This window comes from Terriglobus albidus (assembly GCF_008000815.1).
Lineage (GTDB): Bacteria > Acidobacteriota > Terriglobia > Terriglobales > Acidobacteriaceae > Terriglobus > Terriglobus albidus_A.
On sequence record NZ_CP042806.1, the window covers coordinates 6,069,549 to 6,082,368 of the forward strand.

A 12,820-nucleotide genomic window follows, 5' to 3' on the forward strand; every position below is an offset into this window, starting at 1 on the left:
TTCCAGTAGACCAGCTACAGTTCTCTCCTCACTCCTAGAGCTCAGAAAAATCTGCTCCCGGCGCTGACGGCAGGAGTTTGATGACACACCCTAGACCACGGAGAAAAACATGGCAGGCGAGAACTCGTTTGATGTTGTCAGCAAAGTAGATATCCAGGAAGTACGAAACGCCATTGAACAGGCGTTGAAAGAAGTAAAGGCCCGCTTCGATCTGAAGGACGCCAAGGGTGAGATCACCCTTGAAGGTCAGGACGTGATCCAGACCGCCGCCGCAGACGAGTACAAGCTGAAGGCGGTCAGCGAGATTCTGCAGCAGAAGCTGGTCAAGCGCGGCATCTCCCTTAAGAACCTGAACTTCGAAAAGATCGAGCAGGGCTCGCACGGATCTGCCCGGCAGAAGATCAAGCTGCAGCAGGGCATCCCCTCCGAGAAGGCCAAGCAGATCGTCGCCCTGATCAAGGATTCCAAGAAGAAGGCCCAGGCCTCCATTCAGGGCGATACGGTCCGCATCGCCTCCAAGGACCGCGACGTGCTGCAGGAGGTCATCGCGCTGCTGCGCGGCAAAGACCTCGGCATCGATCTGCAGTTCACCAACTATCGTTCGAACTAGAGCGTTTTCCCTGTTGCTGGGTATCCCGGAAGCGTCGTACAGCGGCGCTTTCATTACGGAAAGCGCCCATAGATGCGGAAGCCCTACACTACACCCACAGGGAAAAGCTCCAACCTATGACCAGAACCGCGGTAGTCGTCCAATACATTCAGACTGCCGTGGTTCTTGGCGTTCTCGCCGAGTTTATTGACGGAGCGACGCGGCACCTTCGCCCGCCCTGCCCGAGCTGCCTTACACCCCACGGCTGGCCCTTTCACTATTACTTCGACCCCGGCCCCGCGGGGCCGGGCGGCTGGATCTGGACTGGACTTGCAGTGGACCTGCTGCTGTTGCTCGGTCTCAGCGCGGTAATCGTCCGCCTGAGGCAACGCCGCGCTCTTACGGCGTCACCTTCGTCCAAGTAACTGGTACATTCAAAAGAGTGAGTGATTTGCAGATAGCGACGGCGAAAGAGGTCTTCGACCTGCTGCGTGACGATCTTGCCGCCATTGAGCGGGAGTTCGTCTCACAGTCGCAATCCCAGGTGGAAGTCATCACCGAGATCGGCCGCTATCTCATCGCCGGCGGCGGCAAGCGTATCCGCCCACTGCTGCTGCTACTCAGCGCCAAGGCCCTCGGCTTCGAGGGCGATTCGCGCATCCGGCTGGGATCGGTGGTCGAGATGCTGCACACCGCCACCCTGGTCCACGACGACATCATCGACGAGGCGGACACCCGCCGCGGCCGCCCCAGCTCCAACACCACATGGGGAAACTCCAAATGCGTCCTGGCCGGCGACTGGCTCTATATGCAGGCCTTCAACGTGGCGCTGCAGGAGCAGAACTTCCATATCCTCGACCTGCTGATTTCACTGACCCAGCAGATGGTCGAAGGTGAGCTGCTGCAGATGCAGAAGCTGGGCCACCTGATCAACGAGGAAGAGTACTTCGACCTGATCTTCCGCAAAACCGCCTGCCTCTTCAAGGTCTCCATGCAGCTCGGCGCGACTCTCGCTGGCGCTCCGGACGCGATTGAAGCCCAGCTCGGCGAGTACGGCCGCAATCTCGGCCTGGCCTTCCAGATCATCGACGATGTGCTGGACCTGACCGCGACCGAGTCGACCCTGGGCAAGCCTGTCGCCAGCGACCTTCGCGAAGGCAAGGCCACCCTGGCCGTGATCCACGCCCTGGAGCGTGGCACCGGGGCCGACCGCGAAGCCATCCGCACGGTACTGGCCGACCGCAGCTTCCAGCGCGTCACGCATTCACAGATTCTGGAGATCCTCGGACGGCACGGCTCGCTCGAGTACGCACACGACACCGCCCGCGCCTACGCCGAGGCGGCTCGGCTCTCCATCGCCGACCTGCCCGACACCGACGCCAAGCGCGCTCTGCTATGGGTGCCGGCTTACGTCGTCGACCGCGACCGGTAAATAAGCACTATCTTTTCGGATCTGTCATCCTGAGCAACGCGGGGTCCCCGGTCAGCTTTGCTGACTGGGGTGACAAAGCGAAGGACCTGCTTTTCTTGCCCTAAGTAGAAGCCTGGTGATCGTCGATCTCTTGTTTTGTCATTTCGTAGCGTAGCGGAGAAATCTGCTTCTCCAATACATGCCCTCAGCGGCTAAAGCCGCTTCCTTCGCAGCTCAACTCCGGCATGGCTGAAGCCATGCCCTTAAGCAAAACCGTTGCGCACCGCGCAACTAGTTCGCACCTGCGGTGCGAATGCCTCGCTTAAGGGGACGGCTTCAGCCGTCCCGTGAAAACGCTCCATAGACGGCGGCTTTAGCCGCTGAGGGCAAATCCCACCCCACATATCCGCACCCAATCCTCGTACCCTAGAACCAGTGTCCCGCTTCGCCGACATCGCTCTACCCGTCCCTCTGGACCGCCCGTTTACCTACGCGGTAAATGGCGTCGTGCCGGCTGTCGGAGCCCGTGTTCTGGTTCCCTTCTCCGGGCAGAAGCTGATGGGCATCGTCGTCAAAGTCCATGACACTCCTCCACCTCCCGAGGTCGAGACCAAGCCGATCCAGCAGGTGCTGGATGCAGATGCCGTACTCTCCCCTGAGCAGATGGAACTTGCCGGCTGGATCAGCAGCTACTACCTGGCGCCGCTGGGCGAGGTGCTGCGCGGCATGTTGCCGCTGATGGCGGAAGTCCGCCGCGACATCACCTATCGCATCAGCGAGACAGGACGCACCATTCTCTACCAGGGAGCCGAGCTGGGCTCCTCCCGCCGCAGCAAGCTCTCACCCGAAGACCAGAACCGCGAGTACGCTGTCCTGAATTTGCTGGAAGCCGGCGATGCGCTGCGGCCGGGCCGCATCCGCTCCAGCACCGGCGCCAACAAGGCCCTGCTGGAAGGCATGGTGCGCAAGAAGTGGCTGGTCCGCGAGACCGTCGCCGAGCAGCGCGATGCCCGCCGCATGGAGCGTGTTGCGGTCCTTGTTCCCGATGCCCGGCTTCCCAAGCTGAACGCCAACCAGATGCGTCTGCTCTCGGAACTCGCCGCAGTCAACGGAAGAATGAAGCTCACCGACCTGCGTGGGCTTCCTGTGCCACAGACAACGCTTGGCACCCTGGTCCGCCGCGGCCTGGTCACCATCGAAGAGGTGCCAGAGAACTTCCATCTGGGAGCGGTCCACGCACCCGGCAAGAAGCACGCTCACGAACATACGCTGAATCCGCAGCAGCAGGCGGCCGCTGACGCCATCATTGCCGCGTTAGACAATCCCCCAGAGCAGTTCCAGCCCATCCTGCTCTATGGTGTGACCGGCAGCGGCAAGACAGCGGTCTACTTCGCTGCCATGCAGGCCGCGCTCGATCGCGGCAAGGCCGCTATTCTGCTGGTACCGGAGATCGGCCTCACCCCCGCCATGGCCGCGCAGCTTTACGCAGCCTTCGGATCGCAGGTAGCCCTGCTGCACTCGCAGCTCTCGCCCGACGAGCGCGCCGAGCAGTGGCATCGTATTCGCCGCGGCGAAGCTCCTATCGTCGTCGGTACACGGTCGGCCATCTTCGCTCCGGCGCCGAACCTCGGGCTCATCCTCGTAGACGAAGAGCATGACGGCAGCTACAAGCAGGAAGAAACGCCGCGTTACCATGCACGCGACACGGCCATCATTCGCGCCCGCCTGAACGGCGCGGCTATCGCTCTCGGCTCCGCCACGCCATCGCTCGAGAGCTGGCACAACGCCCAGCGCGGCAAGTATGCGCGCGTCGAAATGCCGGATCGCGTCTCCAACCGCCCACTGCCCGAGGTCGAGCTCATCGATATGCGCGCCGAGTTCCAGCAGACCGGCGCGGACCAGATCTTCTCGCGCACGCTGATCGAAGAGACCCGAGCCACACTGGAGCGCGGCGAACAGGTCATCATCCTGCTCAACCGCCGTGGCTACAGCTTCGTAGTGATGTGCCGCTCCTGCGGCGAAAAGATCGAGTGCCAGAACTGCGCCATCGCCATGACCTATCACAAGCATGGCCGCGCCGATGAGATGGACGATCACGCACGGGCCGGGCAACGTCTGGAATGCCACTACTGCGGCTTCCGCCGTACCGTCCCGCAGGTCTGTCCGCACTGCCAGTCAGAACACCTCTACTACCTGGGCGCAGGTTCACAGCAGGGCGAAGAGCGGCTGGCCGAGATCTTTCCCAACGCGCGCATCGGCCGCATGGACCGCGACACCGTGCGTGGCCGTGCGGACATGGAACGCCTGCTCACCCGGCTGCACTCCGGCGAGATCAATCTCCTGGTCGGCACACAGATGATCGCCAAGGGACACGACATCCACGGTGTCACGCTGGTCGGCGTTGTCGGCGCCGACTTTGCTCTCGGGCTGCCGGACTTCCGCGCTGCAGAGCGTGTCTTTCAATTGCTCACCCAGGTCAGCGGCCGCGCCGGACGCGGCGACAAACCAGGACGCGTCGTGGTGCAGAGCTATCATCCCGAGCACTACGCCATGAAGTTCGCGCAGCAGCATGACTTCCACGCCTTCGTGCAGAAAGAGCTGCAGTACCGGCGATGGATGCACTATCCCCCATTTACGGCGCTGGCAAACCTGGTCATCCAGTCTGACCATCTGGAGCAGGCAGCGGGATGGGCAGCAACGCTCGGGCGCTTCCTGGAGAAGATGTCTCTGCCGAAGGTGCGCATCATCGGTCCGGCAACAGCTCCGCTCTCTCGGATCAAGAGGATCTATCGTTTCCACTTTGTGTTGAAGTCAGAGAGTCGTGCGGCGTTGTCCGAAGCGCTGAGGGCCATGCTCGCGCATGCAGCCGAACAACAGATACCACGCGCGGCACTGATCGCCGACGTCGATGCGGTTCACTTGATGTAAATCGGGAATCGTTTCAGGACATATGCGTGGCTAAAACTGGTGGGAGCAGCGGGCTTCAGCCCGCTGATACAGGCTCAACAAGTAAATGGGCTTTAGCCCTGGGCCTTCTCTGCGCGTCAGGAGAAGGCCCAGGGCTAAAGCCCATTTCTATATTGAACCGATAGACCGTGGGCTAAAAGCCCACGGCTCCCACCGGATCGAGCTCCCGCTCGATACTCCCACATAAGCTCCGCGTATGTGGGGCACCCGGTGTATGGGTCTAATTCAGATTCCTCGAACGCCCTACCGTCCCCATGTAATGCGCGAGAACTCAGCCACCAGGCTTGCATCGGCGAAGGGCTGCAGCGAGAAACAGAGCAGGAAGATCACACCGCAGACAGCAATCACGCCAACCTGCCACGGCTCCATCTCATCGTCGAGCGGAACATTCGGATGTTTCATTGCGGGCAGCATCAAGAGCATTGCCCATAACAGCCAACCGATCCAGTAAACAGTTCCCAGCAGCATAAGCACGCCAATGGTGATCTGCGTACCAATGTGGTGTGCTTTGGGAGAGATGGCGTAAAGGATATGGCCGCCATCAAGCTGTCCGGCAGGGATGAGGTTGACGGCAGTGATCAGCACGCCTACCCAGCTTGCCACCACCATCGGGTGCGGAACGATGTTATAGATATCCGGCAGCGAGTGATTCGCTCCCTGCAGCAGCACATGAAAGATCTGCAGCAGTAGCGGCGGATTGAACCGAACGATTGAAGAAGCAACGGGCTCCGGCCTGGAGTTCGCCAGGCCCACCCATGTGGTGACGATTGCAACCAGGAAGCCCGCAATCGGGCCCGAAGCTCCGATCAACAGCAGTGCGCGGCGGGAGCGGATGCGCGACCGCAATCGGATCACGGCGCCCACCGTGCCACTGAGTGTCGGCGCCGGTAACAGATACGGCAGCGACGCACGCACGCCCACATAACGGCAGGCAGCATAGTGCGCGAACTCATGCGCCAGAAGAATGGCCAGAAGCGTCAGGGAGAACGGCAGCCCCAGCGGTAGAAGGTTCAGATGCCCAGCGATCCACACGTGGGGAACGATATCTTCGCTGCTGGTCAGTGGCGGCTTGCCCTGATTGAAGTTGACCATGTAGCGCATGCCGAGCGCCGTAGTCGTGAACAGGGTCAAGAGAAACAGCAGCAGGTGCACCCAGATGGGCGAGGATGCCGGACGCCGCGCAGCACTTACCTGTGGTGTCTCAACAACGGGTTCGGCAACAGGATTCAGGAGGCCGGCACTCATAGAACCACAAGCTTCCTATGGCTGCAGCGACGCCTGGAATGCCCAAACTCAGCCAATGACCTGAAGGTCCTTGCCGGGCTTGAAGCGAACTGCTTTTCCTGGAGTAATGCTGACCTCGGCGCCAGTCCTGGGATTACGGCCGATGCCGGTCTTGCGCGGGCGCACGTTGAAGACACCGAAGCCGCGAAGTTCAATCCTGTCTCCGGCTGCCAGAGTCTGCTTCATGGCATCGAAGATAGTGTCGACAGCCGCCTCGGCTTTCGTCCGGGGAAGGCCGGTTCGATCCACAATCCGCTGAATGAGATCTTGCTTGATCAAGAAGGATTGCCTCGCCGCCATGGAATTCTGCACGGGCTCGGAAAGACGCCATATGCATGTGCTGATGGTAGAAAGCGTTGAAAAGATTGTCAACGCGCAGCCCGTCCCGTAAGATTGCCTTTTCCGGCTCCCTTTAAAAGGGGCCTGGAATTTGTTATCGAAGGAGATTCACCCCAGACATGTCCATCAAGAGCGACCGCTGGATTCGGCAGCAGGCCATCGAACACGGAATGATTCGCCCGTTCAGCGAGAAGCAGGTACGGGAAGGCGTTATTTCCTACGGACTGTCGTCGTACGGCTACGATCTCAGGGTCTCCGATGAATTCAAGATCTTTACCAACGTCAACTCGGCCATCATCGACCCAAAGCAGTTCGATGAGCGTTCGTTTGTGACGGTACAGGCGGAATCTGTCATTGTTCCGCCGAATTCCTTTGCGCTGGCACGATCGATTGAGTACTTCAAAATCCCCCGTGACGTACTGACTATCTGCGTTGGTAAGTCTACGTACGCTCGATGCGGCATCATCGTCAACGTGACGCCGTTCGAGCCTGAATGGGAGGGTTTTGTGACCCTTGAGATCTCAAATACAACCCCTCTGCCGGCGCGCGTCTACGCCAATGAGGGCCTTTGCCAGATTCTCTTCTTCCAGTCGGATGAACGCTGCGAGGTCAGTTATGCCGATCGCGGCGGAAAATACCAGAACCAACAGGGGATTGTCCTACCGAAACTCTAAGGTTCATCCACTGGTCTCTGTTGTCGTTCCCAGGCAAAGCACGAATTTCCTCGTGTTGTGCCCGCAGCCCTTGTTGAGTAGAAATCACTGCGGAAATATGACACTAGCGTCCAAGAATCACCCTTTCCGTTTGGGTCTGATGACGACGGATCTCGTACGCCTTGCCGGCCTCGAGGCAATCTTCGAATCATCGAGGATTGAAGTCGTCCGAATCGCGATCCCCGGCGGCTTCCGAGAGGACGAGATCTCCGTCCTCATCATCGACTCTCAGGCAACGGAGCATCCGTTCGTCCTGCTGGCATCCCTCGCACGCACGCATCCCTCGCTGCTCACCATGGTTCTGGGTGATCGCACGGATCAGGAATATGTCGAAAAGGTCATCGCTGCGGGTGCGCGCGGTTATCTGACCTACTCCGCGTCAGAGCGAGACTTCCAGATGGCGATCGATGCCGTACGTGAAGGCTCCATCTGGGCGCCCCGGAAGGTACTGGCGAAACTCATCAGTCAGGCTCCAACCAACAGCCGAACTACCCCTGAGCCGCCGGAATTTACCCCGCGAGAACTTCAGGTTTTGGAGTTACTCACCGCCGGACGCTCGAATCGTGAGATTGGCCTCTCCCTCGACATTGACGAGTCTACGGTCAAAGCACACGTCGGCCGACTCATGAGGAAGGTGGGGGTGGCGAACCGTATCTCATTGACAATGTTCGCGATGCAGCACCTGTTCCCGATCTCCGGAAGGAAAAACCGGTAACTTTGGCCTATTTGCAAATTAGTAAACTTTTTTAGCACTTACGTCGATAGACCTCCGTACCGTTGCGTACTCTCTCGTAACCACTCAGAGTAATCACAGCAACACAGACCTGGGAGAAGCGGGGCTGACGGATACGGGACCCACCGGGAACGCAGCCCCCATTTTTTTACCCCCCTACTTCTCCTCACTTCACCCAATCACATCCAGCTTTCTTCGCACTTGTTCCTTCGGGACAACTTCTCTAATTGCCCGTCCATCCATTCCAATAGGACGAGGCGCTTGCGCCCGAAAGGAAGAACAACATGAAAAAGTTTGCAGCAGCACTGTGTGGCACGCTGTTGACCCTGGCTCCACTGGTTCACGCATCCGACAACTCCAAAGAGCTGGAGCGCCTTCAGGCATCCGAAGGCGTACTCAACGAGATCATGGCCACTCCGGATAAGTCGATTCCACAGAGCATTCTTGCCAGCGCTTACTGCGTCACCGTGATTCCTTCGTACAAGAAGGCTGCCTTTGTTGTGGGTGGACAGTACGGCCAGGGTGTTACAACCTGCCGCACCGGCCACGGCTGGTCTGCGCCTGTCTTTGTGAAGCTGACCGGCGGCAGCCTCGGTTTTCAGATCGGCGGTCAGGCAACCGATCTGGTCATCATTGCGATGAACCAGAAAGGCATGCAGGACATGCTGAAGAATAAGTTCAAGATCGGTGGCGATGCCGCGGCGTCAGCCGGCCCCGTGGGCCGCAACGCGCAGGCCGGAACGGACTGGAAGCTCAACGCCGAGCTGTTGACCTATTCCCGCTCCAAGGGACTGTTCGCCGGCATCGATCTGGAAGGTGCGTGGTTCGAACAGAATTCGGACGATACCCGCGATTTCTATGGATCGGCAATTCCCTTTGAGACCATCCTGAAGGGAAATACTCCTACTCCTCCTTCGGCTCATCCATTCGTCGCAACCGTGGCGAAGTACTTCGTGACCGCCAAGGCATCCAAGTAACCTCTCTTGCATCTCAACAAGTGAGGCCGCCTCTCTGGCGGCCTCACTGCTCTTCTGACTATTATGTCTGCCGCCGCACACATTACGATCTTACGGGAACAGGGCGATGCCTCGCGCCTGCTCGCAGAAGCAGGTCTGTCTCTTCTTCGTGCAACAGAGAGCACGCAGGCATTGTGCTTTGCGGTCGATACCGGGCGCACTCTCAGCGCTGCAGACGCAGGGGTTCTGCTGTATCGTCCATCTGACACCGGCTCGGTGTGGTGTGCGGAACCAGGCGCATCTATGACGCCGCTTGCTGCCGACTTCCCTATACCCGATAAAGTCATTCGCATCGATAACATCAGTACTCGCTTCGGCATACCTGCTCTGCCGGAAAAGATTTCCCGCAAAGCGTTTCGCAGCTTGCTGGCAGTTCCATTGCCGTGCACCATCGGCGCGGGAGCCCTCGTTTACATCAGCGGTCGAACCGCCGCCTTTTCCGAGGAAGGTGTGTTCTCGATCGGCGTGTTGGCATCGCAGACGGCGGCTTGCCTGGAAACCATCCGTTTACGGAAACAACTCGTCCTGCACGCCGGCGAGCAAAAGGAACATGCCAAACGTCTGAGTGAGCTTGCGGCGATTGTCACTTCATCCGACGACCCGATCCTGAGCAAGGACCTGAACGGCATCATTGCAAGCTGGAATGACGCGGCAACCCGCGTATTCGGGTATCGCCCTGAGGAGATGATCGGGCAATCCATCCTCAAGCTCATCCCACCGGAGTTCCATGCCGACGAGGAGCTTATTCTGAGCAAGATCAGAGCGGGAGAACGGATCGAACGCTTTGAAACCACGCGCTTGGCCAAGAGCGGAGAGCGGATTCCGGTCTCCCTGACGGTCTCGCCGGTCAAAGATGAAACCGGCAAAATCGTCGGCGCCTCGAAGATTCTTCACGACATCTCCAACCGCAAGCGGATGGAAGAGTCGCTCCTGCAGGCCGAGAAGATCGCAGCTACTGGACGGATGGCCGCCACCATCGCACATGAGATCAACAATCCGCTGGAAGCCGTGGTAAATCTGCTCTATCTGTTGCGGCCAATGGTGACCGATCCCCAGGGCATGACCTATCTCGAAACCGCGGAGAACGAGCTCGCTCGCGTCTCTCACATCGCCAAACAGACCCTGGGCTACTATCGCGAGCACTCTTCAGCGAAACCTACCTCCATCTCCGACCTGGTGGAGAATGCTCTCAAGGTCTATGAGCCACGTTGCAAGGCCTATCGCATCACGCTGGAGAGGCATCTGGAGTCAGACCGGAAGATTGTGTTGCGCCAGGGCGAGATGCTGCAGGTGATCTCAAACCTCATCACCAACTCTCTCTATGCCATGCCCCAGGGCGGCACCTTGACCGTTTCGGTGCAGGACGTCTCATTCCCCTCAGATGGAGTTCAGCTGCGCGTCAAAGACACGGGCATTGGTATTCCAAAGGAGAACCTCGAACGCATCTTCGAGGCGTTTTTCACCACCCGCAGCACCATCGGCACGGGGATCGGCCTATTCGTCGCAAAGCAGTTCGTGGAAGGGCACGGCGGGTCTATCCGCGTGGAGAGCAGCATCGCCCCTGAGAATCACGGAACCACCCTTGGGATCTTTCTGCCCATTCACACGTCTCACGAGCTACAAAGCCTGTAGGCCCGGTGTCGACACGGCATGGAGCGTTTTCCTGCAGGTGTAGTGCCTCCGCATCGTATGGGCGTTTTCCGCAATGAAAACGCCGCTGCGCGCCGCGTCTGGGATACCCAGCAGCAGGGAAAACGCTCTAGACTGTTGTTTTGGCAACAAGCACGAACAAATCCGCGACCTTTCGCCACTGGCTTGAATTCATTCCCCTGTGGCTTCTTGTTGGCGCCCTGCGCATCCTGCCCCGCTTTCTGGCACGGATCGTCGGCGCTGCCGTGGGTGCTGCGGCATTTCATCTGCTCTCCCGGCTTAGAAAAACTGGAATCCGCAACCTGGAGATCGGCTTTCCGGCGATGCCTCCCGAGGAGCGGGAAGGCATTCTGCGCTCACTCTACCGGCACCTCGGATGGCAGCTCGCGGAGTTCTGCCAGATGGCGGGATACACCGCCCAGCGCGCCAGCCAGTTCATCCGCTACGACGGCCTGGATAACTACCTGAAGGCTCGGGACAAAGGCCACGGCGTGCTGATCATCACCGGCCATCTGGGAGCATGGGAGCTCTCAAGCTTCTTCCATTCCCTGCGCGGCTTTCCGATGGCCATGGTGATCCGGCGTCTGGACAATCCGCTGGTCGACAGATTCGTCAACGGAATCCGCTGCATGCACGGCAACCGTGTCCTTCACAAAGATGACTCCGCCCGCGGTCTGCTGCGCGCCATGCATCAGGGAGAAACGGTCGGCATCCTGATGGACACCAACATGACGCCGCCCCAGGGCGTCTTCGTTCCATACTTCGGGACCCAGGCATGCACCGGCGCAGGCCTGGCACGCGTCGCTCTCAAGACCAATGCCGCCGTGCTGGCGGGCTTCCTGTTATGGCATGAAGCAGAGAAACGCTATGTACTGCACTTCGGTCCGGAGATTGAGCTGACCCGCACCGGCGACCACGAGATGGACGCAATCACCAACACCGCTCGCTTCACCTTGGAGATCGAACGCTATGTGCGCGAATATCCTGACCAGTGGCTATGGGTGCACCGCCGCTGGAAGACACGGCCTGAAGGAGAAGCGAAGCTTTATTAAACCCAGGACGTGTCCTCAAACTCCTGCCGTCAGCGTTGCGTGCGAAAATTGGTCCAGATGAGGCGGAGGCCGAAGGCTGTGGCGGGGGCCACAGTCGAAGCTGACAATGTAAAGTACGGAGGCACACCTCATGTTTGACCTTTCGCAGCTAGCAGCGAAGATTACGGCCTCCGGCTGTCCCACCTTTGCCTCGGCCGATGAGGGCCCGGGTGAGATCGCTCGCGTTTCTGCTATCAGCAAAGCGACGCCGGATGCTGTCGTCTTCGCCAGTGATGAAAAGACGCTGGAGGCTGCTCTGCTCTCGGCAGCCGGGGCAATTCTGACTAAGCCTACGCTCGCTGCCGAGATCTCCGACCCTCGCATCGTTCTGACCAAAGATCCGCGGCTTGCCTTTTCCCTGGCAGCGCAACATCTCCTGGCTCCGCAGAGGACGGAGATTCATCCCTCTGCCGTCGTGGATGAGACCGCCACTATTGGGAAGGGCGTAAGCATAGGCCCCTACACCGTCATTGAGGCGCGAGTGAGCATCAGCGATGGTTGCGTCATCGGGCCTCGCGTCACCATCCATGCGGACACGATTCTTGGTGCTCGCTGCGTCATTCAGAGCGGCGCCGTTCTCGGCTCCTTTGGCTTCGGCTATGCACGCTCCTCTTCCGGAGCCTATACGCTGTTTCCCCAACAGGGGACGCTGACCCTGGAGGACGATGTCGAGGTGGGCGCAAACTCTACCATCGATCGCGGCGCTCTGGAAGAGACCCGCATCGGCCAGGGCACAAAGATCGACAACCTGGTGCACATCGGGCACAACTGCCGCATCGGAAAGCACGTAGTCATCGCGGCGCAGACAGGCATCTCCGGAAGCTCCGTGGTGGAAGACGGAGCGATCCTCGGGGGACAGGTCGGTATCGGCGAAAAGGCCATTGTCGGCCCCGGAGTCATTCTGGGCGGCGGCGCCGGCGTACTCTCGAATAAGAAGCTCTTCGGAGCCAACCAGGTCTTCTGGGGCCGTCCGGCCCAGCCGCTGAAGCAATATTTGCGAGACCTGGCCAAACTGCGGAAGGATTAG

The 12,820-nt window shown here is 59.5% G+C and carries 12 protein-coding genes; 10 read left to right on the forward strand and 2 right to left on the reverse strand.

The genetic code is table 11. The features are described 5' to 3' along the window. Positions 1-109 precede the first annotated feature (109 nt). From FTW19_RS24250 to priA, 4 genes are all read left to right on the forward strand, one after another. Positions 110-610 (forward strand): YajQ family cyclic di-GMP-binding protein, encoded by a 501-nt coding sequence (locus FTW19_RS24250; RefSeq protein ID WP_147650130.1) that lies wholly within the window; start codon positions 110-112, stop codon positions 608-610. Between the two features lie 116 nt (positions 611-726). After that, positions 727-1,014, forward strand: coding sequence for a hypothetical protein (locus tag FTW19_RS24255; protein ID WP_147650131.1), 288 nt, complete (start codon positions 727-729; stop codon positions 1,012-1,014). A gap of 17 nt (positions 1,015-1,031) precedes the next feature. Then, positions 1,032-2,021 carry a polyprenyl synthetase family protein gene (locus FTW19_RS24260; protein ID WP_147650132.1) on the forward strand — a complete coding sequence of 330 codons (990 nt, stop codon included), beginning with the start codon at positions 1,032-1,034 and terminating at the stop codon, positions 2,019-2,021. Between the two features lie 414 nt (positions 2,022-2,435). After that, positions 2,436-4,928 (forward strand): replication restart helicase PriA, encoded by a 2,493-nt coding sequence (gene priA / locus FTW19_RS24265; protein ID WP_147650133.1) that lies wholly within the window; start codon positions 2,436-2,438, stop codon positions 4,926-4,928. 282 nt (positions 4,929-5,210) lie between these two features. Here the strand turns inward: priA and FTW19_RS24270 are convergent, their stop codons facing one another. Both FTW19_RS24270 and FTW19_RS24275 read right to left on the reverse strand, forming a co-directional pair. Further along, positions 5,211-6,212 carry a site-2 protease family protein gene (locus FTW19_RS24270; protein ID WP_147650134.1) on the reverse strand — a complete coding sequence of 334 codons (1,002 nt, stop codon included), beginning with the start codon at positions 6,210-6,212 and terminating at the stop codon, positions 5,211-5,213. Between the two features lie 48 nt (positions 6,213-6,260). Beyond that, a complete protein-coding gene (locus tag FTW19_RS24275) occupies positions 6,261-6,530 on the reverse strand; it encodes an HU family DNA-binding protein (RefSeq protein ID WP_147650135.1) in 270 nt (89 codons plus the stop codon). Positions 6,531-6,709: 179 nt separating this feature from the next. On the opposite strand from FTW19_RS24275, the gene dcd reads away from it, so the two are divergent. The 6 genes from dcd (at position 6,710) to FTW19_RS24305 (ending at position 12,820) form a co-directional block, all read left to right on the forward strand. Continuing rightward, a complete protein-coding gene (gene dcd, locus FTW19_RS24280) occupies positions 6,710-7,264 on the forward strand; it encodes a dCTP deaminase (RefSeq protein ID WP_147650136.1) in 555 nt (184 codons plus the stop codon). Positions 7,265-7,403: 139 nt separating this feature from the next. Then, positions 7,404-8,018 carry a response regulator transcription factor gene (locus tag FTW19_RS24285; RefSeq protein WP_187143158.1) on the forward strand — a complete coding sequence of 205 codons (615 nt, stop codon included), beginning with the start codon at positions 7,404-7,406 and terminating at the stop codon, positions 8,016-8,018. A 302-nt stretch (positions 8,019-8,320) separates the two neighbouring features. Beyond that, entirely contained in the window at positions 8,321-9,013 is a 693-nt protein-coding gene (locus tag FTW19_RS24290; protein ID WP_147650138.1) for a lipid-binding SYLF domain-containing protein, read from the forward strand. Positions 9,014-9,076: 63 nt separating this feature from the next. Continuing rightward, positions 9,077-10,684, forward strand: coding sequence for a two-component system sensor histidine kinase NtrB (locus FTW19_RS24295; RefSeq protein ID WP_147650139.1), 1,608 nt, complete (start codon positions 9,077-9,079; stop codon positions 10,682-10,684). Positions 10,685-10,824: 140 nt separating this feature from the next. After that, positions 10,825-11,754, forward strand: a complete 930-nt coding sequence (locus FTW19_RS24300; RefSeq protein ID WP_147650140.1) for a lysophospholipid acyltransferase family protein — start codon at positions 10,825-10,827, stop codon at positions 11,752-11,754. 130 nt (positions 11,755-11,884) lie between these two features. Beyond that, complete coding sequence (locus FTW19_RS24305) at positions 11,885-12,820, forward strand: UDP-3-O-(3-hydroxymyristoyl)glucosamine N-acyltransferase (RefSeq protein ID WP_147650141.1); 936 nt, start codon at positions 11,885-11,887, stop codon at positions 12,818-12,820.